Consider the following 24,630-nt stretch of genomic DNA (forward strand, 5'->3'; position numbering starts at 1 on the left):
CTTTCCTCCCCATTTCATGGGGAGGGGGACCGCGTAGCGGTGGAGGGGGCAGCGCGGACGGATGACGTTGTGTCGCCCCCTCCGTCTCGTCGGCTGCGCCGCCGATCCACCTCCCCATGAAATGGGGAGGAAAGCAGAACGTCGATCCACTTTACCTAATCGACGAACAATCCGTGCAGCGTAACGGGTGATAGTCCCCGTTCGCAGCGAGTTTTTGCTTGCATAATCGTATAAGGATATCTTTATACGACATCATGACACTGACTGCTGACCAGACCGTTGAAGCCCTGCGCGCCGCGGGCGAACCGACCCGTTTGCGAGTGCTGTCGCTGCTGGCCGCCGAGGAGCTGTCGGTCATGGAGCTGTCGCGGGTTCTGGACCAGAGTCAGCCGCGCGTGTCGCGTCATCTGAAGCTGATGGCCGACGCGGGCCTGATCGAACGATTCCCCGATGGGGCGCGAGTCTTCTACCGCCTGTCGCACGACGCCCTGTCGCGCCGCCTGATCGATACGGTTCTGGACCTGCTGGACGACGCCGAGGGCGAGGCCGACCATCGCCGTCTGGACGAGGTGCGCAAGGAGCGCGCCATCGACGCCGCCCGATACTTCGAACAGGTCGCGCCGCAGTGGGATCAGATGCGCAGCCTCTATGTCTGCGAGAGCGCAGTGGAAACCGCCGTTGAGCAAGCGGCCGGCCCCGGCCCCTTCCAGCGCGTCGTCGACCTGGGCACCGGCTCGGGGCGGATGCTGACCCTGTTGGGCAAGAAGGCGAAGATGTCGGTCGGGCTCGACCTGAGCCAGAACATGCTGAACATCGCCCGCGCCAATGTCGCCAAGGCCGGGCTGGACAAGGTCGAGTTGCGCCACGGCGACATCTTCTCGACCCGCCTACCGCACGGCAGCGCTGATCTGGTGATCGTGCATCAGGTCCTGCACTACCTGGCCGATCCCGCCGCCGCCGTGGCCGAGGCCGCGCGTCTGGTCATGCCGGGCGGCAAGCTGCTGATCGTCGACTTCGCCCCGCACCAGTTGGAGCAGCTTCGCGAAGAGCACCAGCATCGCCGCCTCGGTTTCGCCGACGAGGAAATACAGGAGTGGCTCGACAAGGCCGGCCTGACCGCCGACGCCCCGGTCGCCCTGCCGCCTGATACCGAGGGTCTGACCGTCCACATCTGGGCCGCCGAACGCCCCGCCGCCTCTGCACGAAAGACCGCCTGATGGCCCCCTCTTCTCTCGCCGAAGCCCGCGCCCTGCTGCTGTCGCCGCTGGGGCCCGTGGCGCGCGCCGGGTCCAACCGAAACGCCGTCAACGTCTCGTTCGAGTTCTTCCCGCCCAAGTCCGATGAGGCTGAGGCCAACCTATGGTCCGCCATTCGTCGCCTGGAACCGCTGAACCCGGCCTTCGTCTCGGTCACCTATGGCGCGGGCGGCTCGACGCGCGAACGCACCCACCGCACGGTGCAGCGGATCATCAGCGAGACCACCCTGCGCCCCGCCGCCCACCTGACCTGCGTCGAGGCCAGCCGCGACGAGGTTGATGAGGTCATCGAGGGTTACAAGGCCATCGGCGTCGATCACATCGTCGCCCTGCGCGGCGATCCGCCCGGCGGAGACGGCATCGGCGGCGCCTATGTCCCGCGCAGCGACGGCTACGCCAACGCTACCGAACTGACGACCGCCATCAGCCGCGTCGGCGGCTTCGACATCACCGTCGGCGCCTATCCCGAGCGCCACCCGGAAAGCCCGTCGATCGACCACGACATTGATGTCCTGAAGGCGAAGATCGACGCCGGCGCCACGCGGGCTGTGACCCAGTTCTTCTTCGACATCGAGGCCTTCCTGCGATTCCGCGACCGGGTGCGGGCGGCGGGCGTGACCATCCCCCTTATCCCGGGCGTCATGCCGGTGTCCAACTTCAAGGGCCTGAGCCGCATGAGCGCGGCCTGCGGCGCCTCCATCCCCGACTGGCTGGCGGCGCACTTCGACGGGCTGGACGACGATCCCGAGACCCGCAAGCTGCTGGCCGCCTCCATCGCCGCCGAGACCTGCGCGCGGCTGCAGGAAGAGGGCTTCTCGGACTTCCACTTCTACACCCTGAACCGCGCCGAGTTGGTCTATGCCATCTGCCGGGTGCTGGGCGTGCGTGAAACCAAGGCTGTTGCGTAGATGACTTCTCCCCTGCCCCGCCAAGACCGCATCGCCGCGCTTCATGCGGCTGCCAGGGAACGCATCCTGGTCCTCGACGGGTCGTGGGGCGTGATGATCCAGCGCAGCGGGCTGGACGAAGCCGACTTCCGCGGCGACCGCTTCGTCGCGGCCAAGGGCTATGACGAGAAGGACCAGATGAAGGGGAACAACGACATCCTCTGCATCACCCGCCCCGACATCATCGCTGACCTGCACGACCAGTATTTCGCCGCGGGCGCGGACATCAGCGAGACCAACACCTTCTCGGCCACGACCATCGCCCAGGACGACTACAAGCTGGACGCCCAGGCCGTGTGGGACATCAATCTGGAAGGCGCCAAACTGGCCCGCGCCGCCGCCGACCGCTGGACGGAAAAGGAGCCGCACAAGCCCCGCTTCGCCGCCGGCTCCATCGGCCCGCTGAACAAGATGCTGTCCATGTCCTCGGACGTGAACGACCCCGGCGCGCGGCTGGTGACCTTTGACGAGGTCTATGAGGCCTATCGCCATCAGGTGAAGGCCCTGAACGCGGGCGGCGTCGACCTCTATCTGATCGAAACCATCACCGACACGCTGAACTGCAAGGCCTGCATCAAGGCGATCAAGGACCTTGAGGACGAGGGCCTGCCCGCCCTGCCCATCTGGATTTCCGGCACCATCACCGACCGCTCAGGCCGGACCCTGTCGGGCCAGACCGCCGAGGCCTTCTGGAACTCCGTGCGCCACGCCAAGCCGTTCGCCGTAGGCTTCAACTGCGCCCTCGGCGCCGACCTGATGCGGCCCTTCATCGCCGAACTGAGCCGCGTCGCCGACACCCTGGTCGCCGCCTATCCCAACGCCGGCCTGCCCAACGCCATGGGCCAGTACGACGAGCAACCGCACGAAACCGCCCACTTCATTGAGGAATGGGCCGCCTCCGGCCTGGTCAACATCGTCGGCGGATGCTGCGGCACCACCCCCGACCACATCCGCCACGTCGCCGAAGAAGTCGCGCCGCTGAAACCGCGCGAAATCCCCGAGCGCCCGGTGGCCATGCGCCTTGCGGGCCTGGAACCCTTCGAGCTGGTGGCGTGATGCACGCCTCCACTACTTCCCTTCTCCCCTCGGGGGAGAAGGTGAGCCGCGCCAGCGGCTCGGATGAGGGGGACGCCGGCTTTTCCCTCATCGCAAAGGACCGTGCACGCGGACACCTCCCCCTCATCCGTCATGCTCCGCATGACACCTTCTCCCCCAAGGGGAGAAGGATTGCGTTCGGTCATTAAGATGCGTCCTGTCTTCATCAACGTCGGCGAGCGGACCAATGTCACCGGCTCGGCCAAGTTCCGTAAGCTGATCGTGGACGGCGACTACACCGCCGCCCTCGACGTCGCCCGCCAGCAGGTCGAGGCGGGCGCTCAGGTCATCGACATCAACATGGACGAAGGGCTGCTGGACGGCGCCGTCGCCATGCGCACCTTCCTCAATCTGATCGCCGCAGAGCCCGACATCGCCCGCGTGCCGGTGATGATCGACAGCTCCAAGTGGGAGGTCATCGAGGCGGGCCTGAAGTGCGTTCAGGGCAAGCCGATCGTCAACTCGATCAGCATGAAGGAGGGCGAACAGGCCTTCCGCGAGCACGCGGTCAAATGCCTGCGCTACGGCGCCGCCGTCGTAGTCATGGCCTTCGACGAGGTGGGTCAGGCCGACACCGCCGCGCGCAAGATCGAGATCTGCACCCGCGCCTACAACATCCTGGTCAACGAGGTCGGCTTCCCGCCCGAGGACATCATCTTCGACCCCAATATCTTCGCCGTGGCGACGGGGATCGAGGAGCACGACAACTATGCGGTCGACTTCATCGAGGCGACGCGCGAGATCAAGCGCACCCTGCCCTACGCCCGCATCTCGGGCGGGGTGTCCAACGTCTCGTTTTCGTTCCGCGGCAACGAGCCGGTGCGCCGGGCCATCCACAGCGTCTTCCTGTACCACGCCATCGCGGCGGGCATGGACATGGGCATCGTCAACGCCGGCGACCTGCCCGTCTATGACGACATCGACCCGGTGCTGCGCGAGGCGGTCGAGGACGTGATCCTCAATCGGCCACAACGGACCAACGTGTCCAACACCGAGCGGCTGGTCGACCTCGCCCCCACCTACAAGGGCGAAAAGGGCGCGGCGCGCGTCGTCGATCTGAGCTGGCGCGAGCAGCCTGTCGCGGCCCGCATCGCCCACGCCCTGGTCCACGGCATCACCGAGTTCATCGAGGCCGACACCGAGGAGGCCCGCCTGGCGTCTGAGCGCCCCCTGCACGTCATCGAAGGTCCGCTGATGGACGGGATGAACGTGGTCGGCGACCTGTTCGGCTCGGGCAAGATGTTCCTGCCACAGGTGGTGAAATCCGCCCGCGTGATGAAGCAGGCCGTGGCCTGGCTGAACCCCTTCATGGAGGCCGAAAAGGCCGGCAAGCCGCGCGAGCAGGCGGGCAAGGTCCTGATGGCCACGGTCAAGGGCGACGTCCACGACATCGGCAAGAACATCGTCGGCGTGGTTCTGCAATGTAACAACTACGAGGTGATCGACCTGGGCGTCATGGTCCCGGCTGACCGCATTCTCGACGCCGCCATCGAGCACAAGGTGGATATCGTCGGCCTCAGCGGCCTGATTACGCCCTCGCTGGACGAGATGGTCTATGTCGCCCGCGAGATGGAGCGACGCGGCTTCGACATTCCCCTGCTGATCGGCGGGGCCACCACCAGCCGCACCCATACGGCGGTCAAGATCGAGCCGGGCTATCGCAAGGGCTCGACCACCTATGTCATCGACGCCAGCCGCGCCGTCGGCGTGGTGTCGGGCCTGCTGTCCCCGTCCGAAAAGGCGAAGAACGAGGCCGCTACACGTGACGAATACACCCGCATCCGCGAGCAGTACGCGCGCGGCCAGGAGGTGAAGGCCCGCGCCACGCTGCAGCAGGCGCGCGAAAACCGCTTCAACGCCGATCCCGCCGCCCCCATGCCGGGCAAGCCGTCGTTCCTCGGCGTGCGGGCCTTCGACGCCTGGGATCTGGCGGATCTGGCCGACCACATCGACTGGACGCCCTTCTTCGCCAGCTGGGAGCTGATCGGCCGCTATCCGCTGATCCTGGAAGACGAGATCGTCGGCGAAGCGGCCAAGGACCTGTTCAAGGACGCCCAGGCCATGCTGAAGCGGATCATCGACGAGAAGTGGTTCACGGCCAAAGGCGTGGTCGGATTCTGGCCCGCTCAGGCCGTGGGCGACGACGTGGCCGTCTATGCCGACGAGGGCCGCAGCAGCGAGATCGCCCGCTTCCACACCCTGCGCCAGCAGATCAGGAAGTCGAACGGCAAGCCCAACCTGGCCCTGTCGGACTTCATCGCTGAGAACGGTCAGGACTACATCGGCGCCTTCGCCGTCACGGCGGGTCACGGCGAACTGGAAATCGCCAAGCGCTTCAAAGATGCCGGCGACGACTATTCCTCGATCATGGCCACGGCCCTGGCCGACCGGCTGGCCGAAGCCTTCGCCGAGGCCCTGCACAAGAAGGTGCGGACCGAACTGTGGGGCTACGCCTCAGATGAAGTCACGACCACGCAGGACCTGATCGAAGAGAAGTATCAGGGCATCCGCCCCGCCCCCGGCTATCCGGCCCAGCCGGACCACACGGAAAAGGCCACCCTGTTCCGCCTGCTGGACGCCGGGAACAACGCCGGCATGGCCCTGACCGAAAGCTACGCCATGACGCCCCCGGCGTCCGTCAGCGGCCTCTACTTCGGCCATCCGGGCAGCCACTATTTCGGCGTCGGCAAGATCGACCGCGATCAGATCGAGGACTACGCCCGCCGCAAGGGCTGGGACGTCGAAACCGCCGAACGCTGGCTGGCTCCGATCCTGAACTATGATCCGGACGCGATCGCGCGCGACACCGTCGCCTGAGGCCAAGTCCGCCTGATCCGTCAGGCGTCGGTCTTCCTCCTGCTGAGCCCATTATATCTTTGGGTCGCCTACAGCGACGTCCCTTGCCTCCAAGCGAAGGCAGCGGAGCGCTGTGGAGCCAATCGTGCGGCAAGGCCCATAAGGCCATCGCATGACCCCGCCTCATGTCGGAGCGGCGGCGAGAAGGTCCGCCGTGAGCGCCGCCCCATCCAAAAAGAAAAGGGCGGCAGACCCGAAGGTCCGCCGCCCCATTCCAAGCTTCTGAAGGAACTTAGAAGTTAGCCGTGACGCCGAAGAAGAAGTAGCGGCCCATGGCGTTGTAGAGTTGCGGGTAGGTGTTGTTGTTACCCGTGGTGCCGACCGAATAGGACAGCGGCGGATCAGTGTCGAAGACGTTGTTCACGCCCGCGCGCACCGACACGTTGTCACGAGCCTGCCAGGTGGCGGCCAGGTCGAAGTAGTTGATGGCGTCGAACTCGCGATCGATGCGAGCGGCCGGAGCGTTGTCGAGGCTGCCGTCGGCGCCCAGAACGGCGATTTCAGCGCCGCCGTAGTAACGCCACGTACCGTTGACGTTCAAGCCTTCGATCGGGGTGCCCCAGTCAACGCGGAAGCGGTGACGCCATTCCGGGCTCGGAACGCCGCACTGGTTGCCGTAGAAGCCGGCGCAGTCATACTTGGAGTTGGCAAAGCCGAGGCCCGTATCCGTCTCCAGCTTGTCCAGCCAGGTGCCGACCATGGCGAAGCCCAGGGTGCCGGCGCGGTCCCAGCCGAAATCGGCCAGATCCAGGTTGTAGTTGACAGCGACGTCCACACCCGCGGTCTTCAGCCCGCCGATGTTGGTGTTCAGGTCAACGACATTGCCGGTGCCGACCCAGAGCTGGCCGTTGGCGTTCCGCTCGATATTGGCGCAAGCCGCCGCCAGACCTGCCGTGTAGCAGGCGTCCAGCGAATTCTGCGCGCCGATCGTGGACACCAGATTGTCGATCTGGATGTCGAAGTAGTCCAACGTCAGGTTGAAGCCCGGCAGGAACTCCGGCGTGAAGACGACGCCGAAGGTCACGGTGTCGGATTCTTCAGGCGTCAGGGCCTGGTTGCCGCCCTGCAGGTAGTTGTATTGACCAGCGGGGCTGTTCAGGGCGCCGCTGTCCGATTGAGTTGATGAAACCTGCCACGGATTGGTCCCAATGCAGGAAGCCGGGATGCTGTTGTTCAGCACGCCGTCATCGTTCAGGTCGTCACAGGGATCATTGTCCAGATCGAACAGGTTGAAGCCCTGTGCAGTGAACAATTCGATCACGTTCGGCGCACGAACGGCGCGCTGGGCGCTGGCGCGGAAGCGGACCGAGGACACCGGGGCCCAGTCGCCGCCGATCTTCCACGAATCCGTGCCGCCGCCCAGCTCATACTCGGAGTGACGATAGGCGAGGTCCACCGAGAGCTGGTCGGCGAAGGCCATGCCTTCGGCGATCGGGATCTGAGCTTCAGCGAAGACATCATAAACCTGGTTGGCGCCGTTGAGGCCCAGGGTCGCGCCGCCTTGGCCGGCGCCGTCGCCGGTCGTGAACGACACATCGGGCGTCAGATCCAGAGCGTCACGGCGATACTCACCCCCGAAGGCGGCCTGAACGCCACGCGTAGCCCACGGCGACTTGACGCCATAGGCGCCCAGGTCGGTCGTCAGCGAACCGGACACCACCTGCTGGGTGGTCCAGCCGGTCGCGACCAGCGGCACCTGCAGATAGTTCAGCGCCTCCGGCGTAACACCGTCACGGCGGAAGATGTTGTAGGGCACGCAGTCCGCATCAATGCCGGCCAGGACCGACGAACAGACGGGCAGACCCGAATTCGGATCGGTCACGACATCCAGCGCACGCGCCAGGCGCGTGTTCGAGAACTCGTTACGATAGATGTTGGTGTACTGGGCGCGCGAGTACTGGATCGACAGATCGTAGCTCCAGGCGTCGTTCAAATCGCCTCGTGCGCCCATGACGCCGCGATACGACTGGAAGCGAATGTCGGACTGACGACCGCCACCTTCCACGTTACGACGGCCGATATACAGCGACACGTCGGTGCCGGCGGCGATATCACCGGGCGAGCAGCCAATCGTCGCGGCCTGCTGAGCCGACAGAAGCGGGTTGTCGCAGCCGATGGTCGAGCTGCCGTCGGTCGTGCGGAAACCGTTGGAGAACTCACCGAAGAAGTTACCCGACGGCGCGATCTGGGCGATGGTCGAATAATCGCTGAACATCAGCTGGGTGTAGAGCTCGATCTTGTCGGTCACATCGTAATGACCAAACGCACCCAGCGTATAACGCTCATCCGGGCGCTGATAATAGTTCAGCGGGCCGAAGTTATAGGCGTCACGCGAGCCGACGTAGGGGATAAAGTTCCCGTTGGCGTCTACAGTGAAGATGTTGCCAGCCGCGAAGTCGGGCGTGAACTGGCCCGGGAACGAGGTGCCGGAACCGCCGCACGAGAAATCATTCGGGGTCGCGGCGCCCGGCGCCGCCAGCGAACACGACGAATAGTCGTAGTCGCGACCGAGCACCTTGTTGTTCTTCCGGTAGCCGGCGTACAGGGTGATGTTGCCGCGGTCATCCGGGGCGTTCACGCCCATCAGGATATTCACTTCACGGCTGAAGCCGGTGGTGACGTTGTCGTCGGGCAGCTTGAACTGCGACGGGTTGGTGGCGGCGCGGCCAGCGATGACATTGCGCAGGTTGCCCACGCCGTCATAGTCGTTGTTGTGCTGGTTGAAGCCATACTGAGCATCGATTTCGATGCCTTCGAAGTCGCGACGCATGATGAAGTTCACGACGCCGGCGATGGCGTCCGAGCCGTAGACGGCCGAGGCGCCGCCCGTGAGGACTTCCACCCGCTCAACCATCTGGCCGGGGATCTGGTTCAGGTCGGCCGCGTCGTCTTGCGGCGAACCGTAGCCCATACGCTTGCCGTCGATCAGCACGAGCGTGCGCGACGAACCAAGATTGCGCAGCGACACCGTCGCCGTACCCGAAGCGCCGTTGGAGACGGTCGAGTTCTGAGCGGCGAAGGCCTGCGGCAGTTGGCTCACCAGGTCTTCGACGCGGGTCACGCCCTGAACGTCGATGTCCTCGCCGGTGACCTGGGTCACGGGACTGGTCGTGGTGAGGTTCGGCTGACGAATGCGCGAGCCCGTAACCACGACGTCCTCGACCTGGCTCGCCTGATCAGGCTGCGCCGGGGTCGTTTGCGCCATAGCCGGAGCCGCCACACCGGCAAGCGCGAGGCCCGCGATCATGGTGGACGCCAGCAGTCGCTCGCGTTTGTTCTGGAATTTCAAGTGTCACCCTCCTGAGTTGTGGACGACAACGGCAAAGTATGACCCCCGCCTGTCGTCCACGGCCAACCTTGATTGTCGACGTTAAAGCGTCTGATAGGTAGCTAGGCATGAGATTAGACACGGGTCTTCAATGTCTGACAGGAAAATTACAGGCGCTTAATGATGTCGCCTTCGTCCTGTCGCAAAATCGCCACGCTATAACTCGCTTGGCTTATGGCCGGCGAGCGTGGCATTAAGGCTATACATTCGAGCCTTTAGTTCTAATGGAGAGCGTTGTGCGCACGATCCTCCCACCTTCCCTGGCGTTGACCGTCATTTTGTCGCTTGGGGGGCCAGCCTTCGCGCAATCTCCCACCACCGCCAGATCCCCGCTTCTCGAGCATGTGGCCCGTTGCCGCCAGATCACGTCAGACATTGAGCGGTTGGCGTGTTTCGACAGTGCAGCTGGCGCACTGGACGCCGCCGAGCGTGAAGGCGAGGTCGTAGTGGTCGAGCGGGGACAGATTCGAGAGGCGCGGCGGCAACTGTTCGGATTCGAAATTCCCGCCCTTCCGCCCGTCTTCCGGAGTGACGGCGATGAAGAAAAGATCGAAGCCGTCGAAACTACCTTGGTCAGCGCTGGCCAAGGGCTGGACGGCAAATGGCTGTTCCGACTGGCCGACGGATCAGAATGGCGTCAGATCGATTCCGCCCCGGTTCGATTCCAGAATCACCCCGGTACGGAAATTCGCGTGCGCCGCGCGTCCCTAGGGAGCTATCTACTCGTCGCAGGGCGCAGCCGCGCCGTCCGCGTCAAGAGACAGTAGACATGACCGACCCCGCCGCATTGAAGGAAGATATCTGGCTGTCAGGCCAGATCACGCCGGATGAACTGCCGACCCTGATCGAGCGGCTGGGCCTGCGGCGGATCGTTAACAATCGGCCCGATCACGAAGAGCCGGGCCAGCCGACCAGCGCCGATATCCGCGCCGTCGCCGAGGCCGCTGGTGTTGAATATCTGGATGCACCGGTGCGCGGCCTTCCCGATCCCGAGACCGTTGCGCGTGTCACCGAATGGATGGCTGAGCCTGCGACGACCCTGATGTTCTGCCGTTCCGGGATGCGTTCGGCGGCGACCTGGGCCATGGCCGAGCGGCTGAGGGGGGCGGATGCTGACAGCCTGCGCGCCGCCGCCCTCGCCGCCGGGTATGATCTGAGCCGCCTGCCGCTCTGACTTGGGGATGGTGAAAACGCACGTTCGGAGCATAGCGAAGGCGCCCGAACCGTCTGGACGCGTTAAAGGCGGGGCCGCCCCCTCCCGACGGCTTCCGCTCATCAAGGACGCGCGCCCGTGATCCCCTACGTCCGACAGTTCGACTTCACCTATGGCCATCGCGATCAGGTTTCGCCGCTGATTCAGCGGGTGATCGCGGACAATCCGGGGCCGTTCACCTTTACAGGAACCGGGACCTACATCGTCGGGCGTGACCGTCCGGGCGCGCGCGTGGCGGTGATCGATCCCGGCCCCGCGGACGAGGCTCATCTGCACGCTCTGTTGCGGGCAGTGAAGGGGCGGACCGTCAGCCACATCCTGGTGACACACACCCACCGCGACCACGCCCCCTTGTCGCAGGCCCTGGCCGAGGCGGTCGGCGGCGCGATGATTCTGGCCGCAGCGCCGCACGGGCCGACCGTCCACGCCTCGGACGCCATGGACGCGGCCTCTCTGGACGAGGACGACGACGCGGACTTCAAGGCCGACGTCATCCTGAACGACGGCGACCGAATCGACGGCGACGGCTGGACGATCGAGGCCATGGCCACGCCGGGTCACGCCTCCAACCACATGGCCTTCATCCTGCGCGAGGAGAACGCCCTGTTCAGCGGCGATCACGTCATGGGCTGGTCCACGACCGTCGTCGCTCCGCCGGACGGCGACATGGCCGCCTATATGGACAGTCTGGAGCGGGTGCTGGCGCGCGGTTTCTCGACCATCTGGCCGACGCATGGCCCAGCCATCACCCAGGTCGCGCCCTTCCTGAAGGCCTATCGCCATCACCGGCTGGAGCGCGAGGCGCAAGTGCTGGCACGGCTGGCGGCCGGCGACGAAACCATCGCCCAGATGGTCCCGGCCCTCTACGCCGCCGTGGATCAGCGGTTGTGGCCGGCGGCCAGTTTGTCAGTCCTGGCCCACCTCATCGCCCTGGTCGACCGGGGCCTTGTCGCCGCGTCGCCGCAGCCGGTCCTTGAGGCGCGTTACCGGATCCTTTGACCCCGCGCCGCAACTGGCGCGCACTGCGGCCCATTCGGACGGCGACAGGGCCGCAGCCCCCGACCTGGCGCCGTCCCGCGCCCGCTGGGCGCGCCGCCCCGAATCCGGGTGGGTCGAGACGAACTCGGCGGCGGCGGCCAGGCGCTTGTCCTCGCCCTCGCCGTGCATCCGCTCGAAGAAGGGCGCCATGCCCTGCGACGACATTCCCGCGCCGACCAGCAGGGCCTGTCCACGTTGGTCGGCCTCCAGCTCGGCGTCCCGGCCATAGCGCAGGTCGGTCGCCTGCCCGGCCAGAAGCACCGCCTGCTGGCCCGCCCCGGTGCCGCCGCCGACCACGGCGTCCAGCAAGAGGCCGACGCCCAGACTGCGCCAGACCGCCTGCATGACGTGGCGCTTCTCGATGTGGGCGACTTCGTGGGCCACGACCGCAGCCAGTTCGTCCGGCGTCTCGGCCTCGCGGATCAGGTCGTCCGTGACAAGGACTGACCCGCCCGGCAGGGCGAAGGCGTTGACGAAGGGGGCCTGAACGGCGCGCACGCGCACGTCGAACGGCGTGTCGGACTGCATCGACAATCGCGTGCCCAATTCGTCCAGCACGCCCTGCCCTGGCTCGCCTTCGCAGCGATGGAACATGGCGCCCATCTGGGCGTCGAAGCTGCGGCCCATGTCCTTTTCCATCTGGATCGGCGTGGCCCGCGCCAGAGGCCCTGCAAAGACCGGCACGCCCCAGAAGACGAAGGCCGTGACCGACAGGCCGACAGCCGCCAGACCGATGACCAGCCGGGTCTCCCTGACCCGCCCGCGCTTCTCGACGGCGACCGATCCGCCCAATGCGATCCAGTCGGCCAAAGCCAGCACCAGCCGGGCGTCGGGCTCCGACGGATGCGACAGTCGGGCCTGATCGCCCTCGCGCACCACATGGAGGCCGTCTCGCGTCCACGCCCGAGCCTCGCTGTCTGCCGGAGAAAAACACAGGGCCTTGTCCAGCCACGCGACCTCGACCGTCGCGGGGCGGGAACTCAATCCGTCGTGAAAGCGGCCCTGCACGTCAAATGGCCGAGAAACCGAAGGCGTCGGCCAGACCCTCGCCCGAGCCCGGCCCCTTGCCGGCCTGCCGCGCCAGATCCAGATGCGCCAGACCCGCCGAGGTCAGCCGCGACACCATGAAGTGGGCCGTGCGCGCCTGCACCCAGGGCGTCAGGAAGCCGAGCGATAGCAGCAGAGCCGCCATGTTCGACACCGTCAGCCACCACAGCTCCATCGGCTTGACCTCCAGATGAAAGCCCGCCCCGTCCAGCGTCACGCCCGCGCTGATCGAGCGCAGCATGGCGGCGTGATAGGGCGACCAGAGCAGCAGGAAGATCGGCGCCAACACCAGCATCATCCCATAGAGGCCGAGCGTGAAGCCCAGGCCCGGCGGCTGCCCTGCGGGCGCATCCATCATCCCCAGGACAGCGAACAGAGCAACCATGCCGATGACGAAGACCAGATAGCCGACCGCCGTGCCGACCCAGCCCAGGGCGTACCAGCCATAGACGCTGACCTTTTCCGCCCGGCTCATGCGGAAGCGGATGCGTCGGTCGCCAAAGCGCAGTTCGTCCCACAGCTTTTCGGCCAGGCCGCGATGCGCCACCGGCCAGAACCAGCCCATCGACAGGCCGCTGAGGAAGATGGCGCCCAGATATTTGAAGCCATAGCTGCGCGCCGAGCCGCCCAGACGGAAGCGCACCCCGCGCCAGGTCGTGCGGCTGGCCATGTAGCGGAAAGCGGTGAAGACTCCGAAACCCCACAGCCAGAACATACCGAGATAGAGGATCGGGTACAGGACCGCGATCGCCGCCGGTCCGCCGAACTGGACGGCGAACACCGCCAGCAGCAGCGGCAGACCCAGAACCAAAAGCGCCAACAGGAAGCCGATAAACAGCTCCTTGCCCTGCCCCGTATATTCAAAGGCGTCGCCGTTCAGCCGCACGCCCTGCCAGACGCGGCGCCGCACCTCGGTCTTTCCCCAGAAGCGATAGAGGGTCAGGGTGACGATGTTCAGAAGGCCGTTGCGCAGGCTGAGCCCCAGAAAGCGTTTCGGCTCCAGCGTAGAGTGAAAGCGCAGGACTTCGCCCGCCTCATCGCCGCCCGAGGGATAAACCCCGTGCAACGGCCCCAGACCGTCATTGATCGGTCCGCCGTCCAGCGTTGCGTCTGTCATCTAACCCCCCGGTTTTCCTGATCTTACCGGAGGATCAAAGAACAATGCAATCCTAGACCAGCGGCTTGAGCCCATCCGTAATGGCGCGGGCCAGGCGGCAGGATTCATCGCCCACCCTGACGCCCTCGCGCTGGGCCACGCGCACGTCGGTGCGGCCCGGCCGGATGCGGATGGCGGCGTCATAGGTCAGGCCGAACCAGAAGCCTTCCTTCGCCCCGTCGGCGCGGAAGGGCGCCGCGCCGCGCACGGTGAAGCCCGCCGCCGACAGCGCCGCCGCCGCCGTTTCCGGCGCCACCTGTCGCGACACCGAAACCAGATCGGGACAAGCGACCGACGCCCCGCCCTCTCCTGCGCCTTGCCCGCCGCGCATGGCCAGAACCGCGCGCGAGAAGGCGGGCGCCTCGGCGGCGTCGGTCGTCACGTCGTTGTCAGCCGGAACCGCGAAACGCTGTTGCTGGATCAGGAACAGGGCCACGGTCGCCCCGGCCACGACCAGAGACACGACCGCATAAAAGCCCCGCCGCCGCACGTCCTTCAGGGCGACAAGGACCGCGACCAGAGCCGCCGCCAGCCCGACGAAGGCCAGGATGCGGCCGATCTTCAGCGTCAGGACCTCCAGGCCGAAACCAGCGCTCCATAGACCGAACCGAGTCCCGAAAACGGCGACCAGCACCAGCAAGGGCGCCGCACACGCCGCCAGCGTCAGCCAGCGCAGACGAATCTCCGCCGCGCGCGCCTGGGTCCGGGTAGGTTCAGCCATGCGGCCCTCCTGAAAGATCAACCTGCAGTCGGCAGGCGATAGTCCTTCATCTGCTCGCGCAGCAGCTTCTTGTCGATCTTGCCCGTGGCGCCCAGCGGAATATCGGCCAGGAAGACCACGTCGTCCGGCATCCACCACTTGGCGATCTTGCCGACCAGGAAGTCGAGGTGTTCCTGCTTGTCCTCGGCCTCGCCCTCCTTGAGCTTGATCAGCAGGACCGGACGCTCATCCCACTTCGGGTGGGCCGAGCCGATGACGGCGGCCAGGGCGACCTTGGGATGGCCGACGGCCAGGTTCTCGATCTCGATGGAACTGATCCACTCGCCGCCGGACTTGATGACGTCCTTGGCCCGGTCGGTAATCTGCATGAAGCCCTGGTCGTCGATGGTCGAGACGTCGCCGGTGTCGAAGAAGCCCTCGTCGTCCAGGATCTCGCTGTCATCGCGGAAATAGGCGCGGGCGATGGTCGGCCCCTTTATCATCAGACGGCCATAGGTCTGACCGTCGTGCGGCATCTCCTTGCCGTCATAGTCCTTGAGCTTCAGCTCGACGCCCAGCGGCGGCGTGCCCTGCTTGACCCGCCACTTCAACTGCTCCTCGAACGGCAGGGCGGCCAGTTCGGGAGTCATGTTCGACAGGGTGCCGATGGGCGAGGTCTCGGTCATGCCCCAGCCCTGCAGCACCTCGACGCCGAATTCGTCGTTGAAGGCGCGGATCATGCTTTCCGGCACGGCGGCGCCGCCGATCAGCACGCGCTTGACCGTCGAGAGCTTCAGATGGTTTTCGCGCAGGTGGTTCAGCAGGCCCTGCCAGACGGTGGGCACGGCGGCCGAGAAGGTGACGCCCTCGCTCTCCAGCAGTTCATAGATGCCGGCGCCGTCCATGCGCGCGCCCGGCATGACCAGCTTGGACCCCGCGGCCGGCCCGCCGAAGGCGATGCCCCAGGCGTTGGCGTGGAACATGGGCACCACCGGCAGGATGACCTCGCTGGGCGTTGCGCCCAGGACCGTCGTCTGCAGGCCCAGCAGGGTATGGATGAAGTTGGAGCGGTGGGAATAGAGGACGCCCTTGGGGTTCCCCGTCGTGCCCGAGGTGTAGCAGAGGCCGCAGGCGGTCTGTTCGTCGAAGCCGCCCCAGGCGATGTCTTCCGACGACTGTTCCAGCACCGTCTCATAGCAGTCGACCACCGGCAATTTCGTCTGCGGCATGTGGTCGGGATCGGTCAGAACCACGACCCGCTCGACCGACGGACAATGCGGCAGGATGGCGTCCAGCAGCGGCACGAAGGTCAGGTCGACGAAGATCATCCGATCTCCGGCATGGTTGATGATGTAGACCAGTTGCTCGGGGAAGAGGCGCGGGTTCAGCGTGTGGCAGACCGCGCCTATGCCCATGATGCCGTACCAGGTCTCGATATGGTCGGCGGTGTTCCAGGCCAGGGTGGCGATGCGGTCGCCAGGCTGCACCCCCCAGGCCTTCAGCGCATTCGACACCCGCTTGGCGCGGCCGTGGATGGCGCCATAGGTGGTGCGCTCGATCGGCCCCTCGACGGATCGCGTCACGACCTCGCGGTTCGGGTGCCAGTTGTTGGCGTGATCGAGAATCTTGTCGACCGTCAGCGGCCAGTCCTGCATCAAACCCAGCATCGCATTCCCTCGTCTTGCGCCCTCTGTGCGTGGCGCTTTGCAGCGACGCTATCTAGGTGAACGGCGACAAGCAACGTGCCGTTGGGGAAACAAACCCGCTCTATTCTGTCGCATCCACAGCGCCCGCGCCCTGCAACATGGTCAAGGCGCGCCGACGGGCCTAGAAGGCCGCGCAGACGCACGGAGACCGCCCATGACCATCCTGATCGCCATCACCGGAGGCTCCGGCTCCGGCAAAAGCACCCTGGCCGAGGCCCTGGTCGCCTCCCTGCCCGCCGGCGTTGCGGTGCTGATGCGCGAGGACTCCTATTATCTCGACGCCGCCAGCGTGCCTGGCTTCGACGCAGACACCCATGACTTCGACGACGTGGCCGCCCGCGATCACGACCTGTTGCGCGACCATCTGACCGAGCTGAAGGCTGGCCGGCCGGTCGTGGCCCCGCTCTATTCCTTCCTTCACCACGGCCGCGACCCAGGCGGCGAGCCCATCCCCGCCGCCGATGTGGTGATCGTCGAGGGCACCCACGTCCTGTGCACCCCGGCCCTGACAGCCCTTTTCGACATCAAGGTATTCGTCGATACGCCCGCCGACATCCGCTTCATCCGGCGCCTGCTGCGCGACCAGACCGAGCGCGGCCGCACCGCCGAATCCGTCATTCACCAGTATCTGCTGACCGTCCGCCCCGGCCACGAACGGTTGACCGAACCGTCGCGCACTCATGCCGACTTTATCGTCGCCGACGCCACGGCGGCGGTGCGGCTGGAAGATCCGCAGGCGGTCATTCGCCTGGCCGCGCCCGTCCTCGCCCACCCGCTTCTAGAAACTTGGCATCGTTGATGATTTGCATTCGCACACCGGCGTTACTTGTTGCAATCGAGGCAATTTAAAGGCACGTTATCCACACTCTTTCCGGGTATTTAACGATGACCGCACCGGTCCAGGATTTCGACGACCCTCGACGCGCCGCCATCGTGCGACAGGCGAGGCTGCATTTCATCACAGAGGGCTATGCGGGCACCCGCATGGAGCCCATCGCCCGCGAAGCCGGCGTGTCCACCGCGACGCTCTACGCCTTTTTCGACAGCAAGGCGGTTCTGTTTGAAGCGGTCATCGACAACGCCTCGGAAGACTTCGCCCGCCACATGGCGGCGGTGCATACGACCTCGGGCACGCCGCGCGAACGCCTGAACGAATTCATGAGCGGCTATGCCGAGTTCATGAGCAACAGCTTCGTTCGCTCGGTCTTCCGGCTGGTTCTGGCCGAGCGTCCGCGCTTCGAGGCCATCGCCATGCGCTTCTTCGAGCGTGGACGTAACGACTTCGGGGCCGTCCTGATGGGCATGCTGATCGACATGACCCAGGCCGGGCAGATGAAGGTCGAAAAGCCCTCCTGGGCCGCCGGCCAGTTGATGGGCATGATCGAACACCCGGTCTTCTTCGTCCCCCTGGTGACGGGCGACGACGTTCTGGCCGAACGGACCCCGCGCGCCATCGCCGAGGATGCGGTCGAGACCTTCCTGGCCCGCTACGCCGTCTAGCCTAGGGCCACAGGCGCGTTCGGCGCCAAGCCTTGCCTTCGTCCTCAACCTCGTCCTCGACCATGCGGTCGAAACGCAGCCGGTCATGCAGGCGGAAGGCCCGGTCGCGCCAGAATTCGATCTGTTGCGGCACGACGCGCCAGCCGGTCCAACGGTCGGGACGCGGCACCTCCTGCCCGTCAAAGGCCGCCGCCTGTTCGGTCACGCGCGTTTCCAGTTCGGCGCGGCTGTCCAGCGGGCGCGACTGGTCCGACGCCCAGGCCCCGATGCGGCTTTCTCGCGCCCGGCTGGCGAAATAGGCGTCGGCCTCAGCGGCGCTGACCTGCTCCACGACGCCGCGCACCCGCACCTGACGGCGCAGGCTCTTCCAATGGAAGACCAGAGCCGCAGAGGGATGGGCCCACAACTGCTCACCCTTGGCGCTTTCCTGATTGGAGAAGAAGGTGAAGCCACGCGCGTCCACGTCCTTCAGCAGGACGATGCGTGCGTCCGGCATGCCCATGGCGTCGATCGTCGCCAGGGTCATGGCGTTGGCGTCGTTCGGCTCAGAAGCCTTGGCGGCTTGCAGCCAGTCGGCGAACAGACCGAAGGGCTCCGAGCGCTCGAACATGGTCTCGTCCGCATTGGCCGCCAGTTGCGCGGCGTAATCCTGAGCGGACGGGCTGGGCGGGATCAGGGGCTGGGTCATGGACCGAATCTCTACACCCGCATTTCCCGTACGTCATCAGTCGTGGACTAGGCTGCGACACCAGGCTTCACCATGGATTGAAATTGTCGTTTCAGTCGACAGGGTTAACCCGGTCTTGACCATATCCGTTCGAGGCTGAGGTCCATGTGCGCGGACACCCTCACCCTCGAAAACGCCCGGTCCCTTCTGGGCCTGAGCGGTCCTGTCGGCGGCGAGGGCCTGACGACGGCCTTCCGCGTCGCGGTCAAGGCGGCCCGCCCCGATGCGCCTGGCGGCGACGCCGAACAATTCCGGCGGGTCATCGCCGCCTATCGTCTGTTGCAGGCCCAGACGCTTGCCCTGCCCGCCCCGCCCCATGCCAAGCCCTTCGTTCAACCCCCTGCGCCCGCGCCCCTCCTGGCCCTGACGCCGATGCAGGCCATCAGCGGCGGCTGCGTCCGCACGGTCATCGACGCCCGTACCCTGCTGGTCCACACCCCACCCGGCGTCCGCACCGGCGACAAGATCCGGCTGAAGCGCGGCGGCCCCAACAGCGCCGACCTGCTGCTGCCCGTCCTGATCCGTCCCGCCGACGGCCTGTCGGTTCTCGGCGGCGACCTGTTCATGAACTGGGCCGTGCCGCAGCGGATGATGGACGACGGCGGCCGCATCGAGATCATGACCCACGCCGGTCTGCGCTCGTCCTGGCTGGTGCCCGACATGGTCGAGCCGGTGCGTCTGCGCCTGAAAGGCCTCGGCCTGCCCGCGCGCGGAAACCGCCCCGCTGGCGACCTGTTCGTCAAGCTGGAGGCCTCGGCCGACCTGCCATCAGCCGCCGAAGACCTGCTGCTTCGCTTCACGCGGGTCTGGACGCCAGAGCGCATCGCGGCTTAAGCGGTAAGCCATGTCGCACAATACCTTCGGTCATCTGTTCCGCGTCACCACCTGGGGCGAAAGCCACGGCCCGGCCATCGGCTGCGTCGTCGACGGCTGCCCGCCGCTGATCCCGCTGACCGAGGCCGACATTCAGCCCCTGCTTGATCTGAGGAAGCCCGGCGGCAGCCGCTTCGTCACCCAGCGGCAGGAGGCCGATCAGGTCCGCATCCTGTCCGGCGTCTTTGACGACGGAAACGGCCCGGTCACCACCGGCACCCCGATCAGTCTGATGATCGAAAACACCGACCAGCGCTCCAAGGATTACGGCGAGATCGCCCGCGCCTTCCGCCCCGGCCACGCCGACTTCGCCTATCAGGCCAAGTACGGCGTCCGCGACCACCGCGGGGGCGGGCGTTCGTCCGCCCGCGAAACGGCCAGCCGCGTGGCGGCGGGCGCCGTGGCCCGTAAAGTCCTGGGTGACAGCATCCGCATCCGCGCCGGCGTGGTCCAGCTGGGCCCGCACCGCATTCCCGACGAAGCCCTCGACTTCGACGCCGTCTATGACAACGCCCTGTTCGCCGCCTCGGCGGACGTGGTCCCCGCGTGGGAAGCCTATCTGGACGGCGTGAGGAAGGCCGGCTCCTCCATCGGCGCCGTCGTGGCGCTGGAGGTCACAGGCGTCCCCGCCGGCTGGGGCGCGCCCCTCTACGCCAAGCTGGACGCCGAACTGGCCTCGGGCCTGATGTCGATCAACGCGGTCAAGGGCGTCGAGATCGGCGCGGGCTTTGGCTCAGCCGAGCTGTCGGGCGAGGACAACGCCGACGAAATGCGCCTGGGCGACGACGGCCTGCCGGTCTTCCTGTCCAACAAGGCGGGCGGGGTTCTGGGCGGCATCTCGACCGGCCAGCCGCTGACAGCGCGCGTGGCGTTCAAGCCCACCTCCTCCATCCTGACCCTGCGCCAGACCATCAACCGCGACGGCGCCGAGGTCGACCTGCGCACCAAGGGCCGCCACGACCCCTGCGTCGCCCTGCGCGGCGTGCCCGTCGTCGAGGCCATGGCCGCCATCGTCCTGGCCGACGCCATGCTGCGCCACCGGGCGCAGGTGGGCTAAACCTCGCGCCTTTCCTCCCCATTTCATGGGGAGGGGGACCACGAAGTGGTGGAGGGGGCGACTCCGCCATCGGCAGTTTCGAGCTGCCCCTTTGCGCCGCTCCCTCCGTCTCGCCCGCTGACGCGGCCGATCCACCTCCCCATTCGCTCCGCGAACAAGGGGGGAAAGACGCCCCCTTTTCGCAACAGTCATTGTTACCTATATAGGTCTCGAACAGCGCGGCATAGGCTGCGCCACAGGGAGACCGCACCATGATCGACGTCAGACCTTTCAACACCCTCGGCGGCGCCAACCACGGCTGGCTGAACGCCAAACACCACTTCTCGTTCGCCAACTACTATGATCCCAAGCGCATGGGCTGGGGCCGCCTGCGCGTCTGGAACGACGACGAGATCGGCGCCCGGTCGGGCTTCCCGCCCCACCCCCACGCCGACATGGAGATCATCACCTATGTCCGCACCGGCGCCATCACCCACGAGGACTCGATGGGCAACAAGGGCCGCACCGGCGCGGGCGACGTCCAGGTGATGAGCGCGGGCACAGGCGTGCGTCACTCCGAGTTCAACCTCGAGAACGAGACGACCACCCTGTTCCAGATCTGGATCGAGACGGACAAGCCGGGCGCCCAGCCGTCCTGGGGCCAGCGGGAGTTCCCCAAGAACGACCGCTCCGGCCGCTTCACCGTCGTCGCCTCGGGCGATCCGGCGGACGAGGCCCTGACGATCAACGCCGACGCCAGGATCCTGGCGGCGACGCTGAAGGCGGGCGAAAGCCTGACCTATGACCTGGCCGCCGGTCGCCGCGCCTATCTGGTCCCCGCCGTGGGCCGGGTGGACGTCAATGGCGTGACGCTGAACGCCCGCGACGGCGCCGGCATCGTCGACGAGGCCGTGATCACCATCACGGCCAGCGAAGACGCCGAACTGGTCATGGTCGACAGTTTGTAACCTTCTAAATCCTCCCCTGCGCAGCGGGGGAGGGGGACCGCGAAGCGGTGGAGGGGGCGGAATCAAACGCCCCCGCCCTGCCCATTTCCGCCCCCTCCACCATGCTGCGCATGGTCCCCCTCCCCCGTTTCGCTGCGCTGCACAGGGGAGGATCGCCTCACTGTCGCCCTCGCGTCAGCCTCTGTTCACTTCCCAGGCGCAAGATCGGCGCCTCGGGAGATTCTCATGACCAAACCCTTCGCGCGGGCGACCGCCCTTCTGGCCGTCATCGGCGGTTCGCTGATGCTGCAAGCCTGCGTCGTCGGGGCCGTGGTCGGAACGGGCGCCGCCGTCGTCGGCGGCACGGTCAAGGCGACCGGGGCCGTGGTCGGCGCGGGCTTTGACGCCGTCACCACCTCGGACGAGGAAACCAGGGCCAAGCGCGAGCGCGAGCAGCGCGACTATGAACGCGAGCAGCGCCGCTGCGAACAACGCCACCGCCAGGGCAAGGCCTGCTGACCCCCATGCAGATCGCCATCCTGACCCTCGACGGCTTCAACGAGCTGGACAGCTTCATCGCGGCGGGCATCCTGAACCGCATGAAGAGCCAGGGCTGGGCCGCCCACATCACCTGCCCCACGCCCGAGGTCACATCGATGGCCGGGGTGACGATCCAGCGCCAGAAGCCGCTCGAGTTTCTGGCCGAGGCCGACGCCGTCCTGATCGGCAGCGGGATCAGGACGCGCGACTACGCCGCCGATCCCGCCTTCCTGTCACAGCTGAAACTGGATCCGACACGCCAACTGATCGGCGCCCAATGCTCGGGAACCCTGCTGCTGGCGAAACTGGGCCTGATCGGCGCCCTGCCCGCCTGCACCGACCTGACCACCAAGCCCTGGGTCATCGAGGCCGGCGTCAACGTCGTGGACGCCCCCTTCGTCGCGCATGGCAATGTCGCGACCGCGGGCGGCTGCCTCGCCTCGCAATACCTCGCCGCCTGGATGATCGCTCGTCTGGCGACGGTTCAGGACGCCGAAGACGCCATCCACTACGTCGCCCCCGTCGGCGAAAAGGCCGAATACGTGGCGCGGGCGATGGCGGCGGTGCGGCCCTTCATCGCGCCTCGAACACAGTCGGCAGCTTAGGCCGCCTGAAGGCTATCGGCGCCGACGCCCAAGAATCGAGACCACCCCTCAGCCGTCATTCCGGGGCGCGAAGCGAACCCGGAACCCAGGCCGTTGCGGCTTCTCCGCCCATGCCAGTGCGTTGAACGCCTGGCCCCCGGATCGCCCCTGCGGGCCGTCCGGGGTGACGGGAGGCATGAAGTCCTCTTTCGATCCATAGCGGACATGACTTACTGGGGCACGAAGTAGCCAAAGAGCCCGGTTAAGACCGCAAGTCCAAGCCCTACGAGGAACCAAATCGCGACGGAACGGCTGAGAGCCCTCCTCGCCGTTGGGATCTCCGCTTCCTTTAATCCACGTGCTCGCAAGAATCCGTTTGTCCTCAGAATCCCCGCAGTGATGAAAGCTGGAAAAGCGAGGATGACAGCTATTGCGGTCCACAAGGCCGGCTGCACCAAGTTAAGCATGAGCAGCGCGAACATAGTGAGGCCAAAGGCGGTTACTGCCCAGCAGGTACGCTGGACTAAGGTCCAGAACATCATATCCCCCTCCAACGGCGCACGAAACTTACCGCGATAGCCTCATTCTCAGCAACCGGCGACGTCCGCTTCCCACCCTTGGGCGACATTCCGCAGGTCCGCCCCCAGCCCTACCGCACCCCGATATACTTGTGCGTCTGGACGCTCAGCCGCCATTGCGGGTGGGTCAGGCAGTATTCGATGGCGGCGGCGGTGTTGGCGGCCTGGTCGGGGCCGTCCATGGGTTGCAGCCAGAAGCGTTCGAAGTCGAGGCCCTCGAACCGATCCGGCATCGCCAGGGCTTGCGGATAGACCAGCTTCAGCTCCTGACCCGAGGTCTGGACCACGGGGGCGTTGGCCTTGGGGCTGATGCAGATCCAGTCGACGCCCTCGGGCGCGACCAGGGTGCCGTTGGACTCGATGGCGACCTCGAACCCGCGCGCATGCAGGGCCTCGATAAGAGCTGCGTCCAGTTGCATCAGCGGCTCGCCGCCGGTGCAGACCACCAGCTTGGGATCGCCCTGGCGGCCGCGCCACATGCCGGCGACATGGTCGGCCATCAGGTCGGCGGTCTTGAACTTGCCGCCGCCGTCGCCGTTCACGCCGACAAAGTCCGTGTCGCAGAAGCTGCAGACAGCGGTGGCGCGGTCCCGCTCCAGCCCGCTCCACAGGTTGCAGCCGGCGAAGCGCAGGAAGACGGCGGGGCGCCCGGCCTGACCGCCCTCGCCCTGCACCGTCAGGAAGACTTCTTTGGCGGAGTAAGTCACGCGCGCGCCGCCCATTCGTTGTAGCCCGCCGCGCGCAGCTCGCAGGCCGGGCAGGTTCCGCAGCCATAGCCCCAGTCGTGGCGATGCGTCCGGTCGCCCAGGTAGCAGGTGTGGCTGGCCTCCACGATCATCTCGACCAGCGCCGCGCCGCCGATCCGCTCGGCCAGGGCCCAGGTCTCGGCCTTGGTCAGGAACATCAGCGGCGTCTCGATCGGCGACGGCTTGGCCAGCCCAAGGGTCAGGGCCTGGCTCATGGCCTGAATCGTGTCGTTGCGGCAGTCGGGATAGCCCGAGAAGTCGGTCTCGCACATGCCGCCGACCAGGACCTGAAGCCCCCGCCGGTCCGCCAGCGCCGCCGCCGCCACCAGAAAGATCAGGTTGCGCCCCGGCACAAAGGTGTTGGGCAGGCCGCGCGCATCGGCCTCGATGGTCCGATCCGTGGTCATGGCCGTCTCGCCGATAGCCCCGAAACCGGTCAGATCGACGACATGATCCGGCCCCAGCCGGTCGGCCCATTGCGGCAGGACGTTCACCATCTGCTCGCGCACCGTCTGGCGCGCCGACATCTCGACCGCATGACGCTGACCATAGTCAAAGCCGATGGTCTCGACCCGGTCATACCGCTCCAGCGCCCAGGCCAGGCAGGTGGCGCTGTCCTGCCCTCCCGAAAACAGGACAAGGGCAGAGGTTTCAGAGACTTGCGACGTAACGCTCATGACGAACCTGCGGTCGGCCAGTGGCCGCGCGCATCCAAAAGGAACAGGGGAAGATCGGATCAGAGCCCCCTATACGCCAG

General features: G+C 66.4%; 22 protein-coding genes. 14 read left to right on the top strand and 8 right to left on the bottom strand.

Features of this window, described 5'->3' with window-relative positions; genetic code table 11:
• The first annotated feature begins 254 nt into the window (after nucleotides 1-254).
• The 4 genes from P0Y52_09045 (at nucleotide 255) to metH (ending at nucleotide 6,115) form a co-directional block, all read left to right on the top strand.
• A complete protein-coding gene (locus P0Y52_09045; protein WEK56696.1) occupies nucleotides 255-1,217 on the top strand; it encodes a metalloregulator ArsR/SmtB family transcription factor in 963 nt (320 codons plus the stop codon).
• Nucleotides 1,217-2,164 carry a methylenetetrahydrofolate reductase [NAD(P)H] gene (gene metF, locus P0Y52_09050; protein WEK56697.1) on the top strand — a complete coding sequence of 316 codons (948 nt, stop codon included), beginning with the start codon at nucleotides 1,217-1,219 and terminating at the stop codon, nucleotides 2,162-2,164. Before P0Y52_09045 ends, metF begins: the two co-directional genes overlap by 1 nt.
• Nucleotides 2,165-3,259 (top strand): homocysteine S-methyltransferase family protein, encoded by a 1,095-nt coding sequence (locus P0Y52_09055; GenBank protein WEK56698.1) that lies wholly within the window; start codon nucleotides 2,165-2,167, stop codon nucleotides 3,257-3,259.
• A 189-nt stretch (nucleotides 3,260-3,448) separates the two neighbouring features.
• On the top strand, nucleotides 3,449-6,115 hold the full coding sequence (metH, locus tag P0Y52_09060) for a methionine synthase (GenBank protein ID WEK59469.1): 2,667 nt from the start codon (nucleotides 3,449-3,451) through the stop codon (nucleotides 6,113-6,115).
• Between the two features lie 271 nt (nucleotides 6,116-6,386).
• On the opposite strand, the gene P0Y52_09065 is transcribed toward metH, so the two are convergent.
• On the bottom strand, nucleotides 6,387-9,443 hold the full coding sequence (locus P0Y52_09065) for a TonB-dependent receptor (GenBank protein ID WEK56699.1): 3,057 nt from the start codon (nucleotides 9,441-9,443) through the stop codon (nucleotides 6,387-6,389).
• 275 nt (nucleotides 9,444-9,718) lie between these two features.
• On the opposite strand from P0Y52_09065, the gene P0Y52_09070 reads away from it, so the two are divergent.
• The 3 genes from P0Y52_09070 to P0Y52_09080 all read left to right on the top strand — a co-directional run bounded on the left by P0Y52_09070 (nucleotide 9,719) and on the right by P0Y52_09080 (nucleotide 11,694).
• Nucleotides 9,719-10,249: a hypothetical protein gene (locus P0Y52_09070; protein ID WEK56700.1), complete on the top strand. Its 531-nt coding sequence runs from the start codon at nucleotides 9,719-9,721 to the stop codon at nucleotides 10,247-10,249.
• Between the two features lie 2 nt (nucleotides 10,250-10,251).
• Nucleotides 10,252-10,656: a TIGR01244 family sulfur transferase gene (locus P0Y52_09075; protein WEK56701.1), complete on the top strand. Its 405-nt coding sequence runs from the start codon at nucleotides 10,252-10,254 to the stop codon at nucleotides 10,654-10,656.
• A gap of 117 nt (nucleotides 10,657-10,773) precedes the next feature.
• Nucleotides 10,774-11,694 (top strand): MBL fold metallo-hydrolase, encoded by a 921-nt coding sequence (locus tag P0Y52_09080; GenBank protein ID WEK56702.1) that lies wholly within the window; start codon nucleotides 10,774-10,776, stop codon nucleotides 11,692-11,694.
• Here P0Y52_09080 and P0Y52_09085 read toward each other — a convergent pair.
• Genes P0Y52_09085 through P0Y52_09100 form a run of 4 tightly spaced genes read right to left on the bottom strand, consistent with a single transcriptional unit; the run spans nucleotide 11,602 to nucleotide 16,303 of the window.
• Nucleotides 11,602-12,717 carry a M48 family metallopeptidase gene (locus P0Y52_09085; protein WEK56703.1) on the bottom strand — a complete coding sequence of 372 codons (1,116 nt, stop codon included), beginning with the start codon at nucleotides 12,715-12,717 and terminating at the stop codon, nucleotides 11,602-11,604. The two genes, P0Y52_09080 and P0Y52_09085, sit on opposite strands and share 93 nt — an antisense overlap.
• 25 nt (nucleotides 12,718-12,742) lie before the next feature.
• Nucleotides 12,743-13,897, bottom strand: coding sequence for a DUF898 family protein (locus tag P0Y52_09090; GenBank protein WEK56704.1), 1,155 nt, complete (start codon nucleotides 13,895-13,897; stop codon nucleotides 12,743-12,745).
• A gap of 52 nt (nucleotides 13,898-13,949) precedes the next feature.
• A complete protein-coding gene (locus tag P0Y52_09095; GenBank protein WEK56705.1) occupies nucleotides 13,950-14,657 on the bottom strand; it encodes a DUF1499 domain-containing protein in 708 nt (235 codons plus the stop codon).
• Nucleotides 14,658-14,674: 17 nt separating this feature from the next.
• On the bottom strand, nucleotides 14,675-16,303 hold the full coding sequence (locus P0Y52_09100) for a long-chain-fatty-acid--CoA ligase (GenBank protein ID WEK56706.1): 1,629 nt from the start codon (nucleotides 16,301-16,303) through the stop codon (nucleotides 14,675-14,677).
• Nucleotides 16,304-16,496: 193 nt separating this feature from the next.
• Between P0Y52_09100 and udk the strand changes: the two genes are divergently transcribed.
• Both udk and P0Y52_09110 read left to right on the top strand, forming a co-directional pair.
• A complete protein-coding gene (gene udk / locus P0Y52_09105) occupies nucleotides 16,497-17,141 on the top strand; it encodes a uridine kinase (protein WEK56707.1) in 645 nt (214 codons plus the stop codon).
• A gap of 86 nt (nucleotides 17,142-17,227) precedes the next feature.
• Nucleotides 17,228-17,842 (top strand): TetR/AcrR family transcriptional regulator, encoded by a 615-nt coding sequence (locus tag P0Y52_09110; GenBank protein WEK56708.1) that lies wholly within the window; start codon nucleotides 17,228-17,230, stop codon nucleotides 17,840-17,842.
• Between the two features lies 1 nt (nucleotide 17,843).
• Here the strand turns inward: P0Y52_09110 and pdxH are convergent, their stop codons facing one another.
• Nucleotides 17,844-18,530 (bottom strand): pyridoxamine 5'-phosphate oxidase, encoded by a 687-nt coding sequence (gene pdxH / locus P0Y52_09115; GenBank protein WEK56709.1) that lies wholly within the window; start codon nucleotides 18,528-18,530, stop codon nucleotides 17,844-17,846.
• A 144-nt stretch (nucleotides 18,531-18,674) separates the two neighbouring features.
• Here pdxH and P0Y52_09120 point away from each other — a divergent pair, with 144 nt between their 5' ends.
• The 5 genes from P0Y52_09120 to P0Y52_09140 all read left to right on the top strand — a co-directional run bounded on the left by P0Y52_09120 (nucleotide 18,675) and on the right by P0Y52_09140 (nucleotide 22,570).
• Nucleotides 18,675-19,403 carry a DnaJ C-terminal domain-containing protein gene (locus P0Y52_09120; GenBank protein WEK56710.1) on the top strand — a complete coding sequence of 243 codons (729 nt, stop codon included), beginning with the start codon at nucleotides 18,675-18,677 and terminating at the stop codon, nucleotides 19,401-19,403.
• Nucleotides 19,404-19,413: 10 nt separating this feature from the next.
• Entirely contained in the window at nucleotides 19,414-20,499 is a 1,086-nt protein-coding gene (gene aroC / locus P0Y52_09125) for a chorismate synthase (GenBank protein ID WEK56711.1), read from the top strand.
• 251 nt (nucleotides 20,500-20,750) lie between these two features.
• Nucleotides 20,751-21,446 (top strand): pirin family protein, encoded by a 696-nt coding sequence (locus P0Y52_09130; protein ID WEK56712.1) that lies wholly within the window; start codon nucleotides 20,751-20,753, stop codon nucleotides 21,444-21,446.
• Between the two features lie 225 nt (nucleotides 21,447-21,671).
• Nucleotides 21,672-21,944 (top strand): hypothetical protein, encoded by a 273-nt coding sequence (locus P0Y52_09135; GenBank protein WEK56713.1) that lies wholly within the window; start codon nucleotides 21,672-21,674, stop codon nucleotides 21,942-21,944.
• Between the two features lie 5 nt (nucleotides 21,945-21,949).
• Complete coding sequence (locus P0Y52_09140; GenBank protein WEK56714.1) at nucleotides 21,950-22,570, top strand: DJ-1/PfpI family protein; 621 nt, start codon at nucleotides 21,950-21,952, stop codon at nucleotides 22,568-22,570.
• Between the two features lie 628 nt (nucleotides 22,571-23,198).
• On the opposite strand, the gene queE is transcribed toward P0Y52_09140, so the two are convergent.
• Nucleotides 23,199-23,834 (bottom strand): 7-carboxy-7-deazaguanine synthase, encoded by a 636-nt coding sequence (gene queE / locus P0Y52_09145; protein WEK56715.1) that lies wholly within the window; start codon nucleotides 23,832-23,834, stop codon nucleotides 23,199-23,201.
• Nucleotides 23,831-24,550: a 7-cyano-7-deazaguanine synthase QueC gene (gene queC / locus P0Y52_09150; GenBank protein ID WEK56716.1), complete on the bottom strand. Its 720-nt coding sequence runs from the start codon at nucleotides 24,548-24,550 to the stop codon at nucleotides 23,831-23,833. The genes queE and queC overlap by 4 nt, the downstream gene beginning before the upstream one ends.
• Between the last annotated feature and the right edge of the window lie 80 nt (nucleotides 24,551-24,630).

The sequence above is a fragment of the Candidatus Brevundimonas phytovorans genome, from assembly GCA_029203145.1.
Classification (GTDB): Bacteria; Pseudomonadota; Alphaproteobacteria; order Caulobacterales; family Caulobacteraceae; genus Brevundimonas; species Brevundimonas phytovorans.

Bases quoted from the DNA above. Each gene is read 5' to 3' on its own strand.
- P0Y52_09120 (WEK56710.1), top strand. From the start codon at position 18,675: ATGTGCGCGGACACCCTCACCCTCGAAAACGCCCGGTCCCTTCTGGGC.
- P0Y52_09090 (WEK56704.1), bottom strand. From the start codon at position 13,897: ATGACAGACGCAACGCTGGACGGCGGACCGATCAATGACGGTCTGGGG.
- P0Y52_09095 (WEK56705.1), bottom strand. From the start codon at position 14,657: ATGGCTGAACCTACCCGGACCCAGGCGCGCGCGGCGGAGATTCGTCTG.
- P0Y52_09045 (WEK56696.1), top strand. From the start codon at position 255: ATGACACTGACTGCTGACCAGACCGTTGAAGCCCTGCGCGCCGCGGGC.
- P0Y52_09130 (WEK56712.1), top strand. From the start codon at position 20,751: ATGATCGACGTCAGACCTTTCAACACCCTCGGCGGCGCCAACCACGGC.
- P0Y52_09075 (WEK56701.1), top strand. From the start codon at position 10,252: ATGACCGACCCCGCCGCATTGAAGGAAGATATCTGGCTGTCAGGCCAG.
- P0Y52_09055 (WEK56698.1), top strand. From the start codon at position 2,165: ATGACTTCTCCCCTGCCCCGCCAAGACCGCATCGCCGCGCTTCATGCG.
- metH (WEK59469.1), top strand. From the start codon at position 3,449: ATGCGTCCTGTCTTCATCAACGTCGGCGAGCGGACCAATGTCACCGGC.
- queC (WEK56716.1), bottom strand. From the start codon at position 24,550: ATGAGCGTTACGTCGCAAGTCTCTGAAACCTCTGCCCTTGTCCTGTTT.
- P0Y52_09100 (WEK56706.1), bottom strand. From the start codon at position 16,303: ATGCTGGGTTTGATGCAGGACTGGCCGCTGACGGTCGACAAGATTCTC.
- P0Y52_09135 (WEK56713.1), top strand. From the start codon at position 21,672: ATGACCAAACCCTTCGCGCGGGCGACCGCCCTTCTGGCCGTCATCGGC.
- P0Y52_09140 (WEK56714.1), top strand. From the start codon at position 21,950: ATGCAGATCGCCATCCTGACCCTCGACGGCTTCAACGAGCTGGACAGC.
- P0Y52_09110 (WEK56708.1), top strand. From the start codon at position 17,228: ATGACCGCACCGGTCCAGGATTTCGACGACCCTCGACGCGCCGCCATC.
- pdxH (WEK56709.1), bottom strand. From the start codon at position 18,530: ATGACCCAGCCCCTGATCCCGCCCAGCCCGTCCGCTCAGGATTACGCC.
- udk (WEK56707.1), top strand. From the start codon at position 16,497: ATGACCATCCTGATCGCCATCACCGGAGGCTCCGGCTCCGGCAAAAGC.
- metF (WEK56697.1), top strand. From the start codon at position 1,217: ATGGCCCCCTCTTCTCTCGCCGAAGCCCGCGCCCTGCTGCTGTCGCCG.
- aroC (WEK56711.1), top strand. From the start codon at position 19,414: ATGTCGCACAATACCTTCGGTCATCTGTTCCGCGTCACCACCTGGGGC.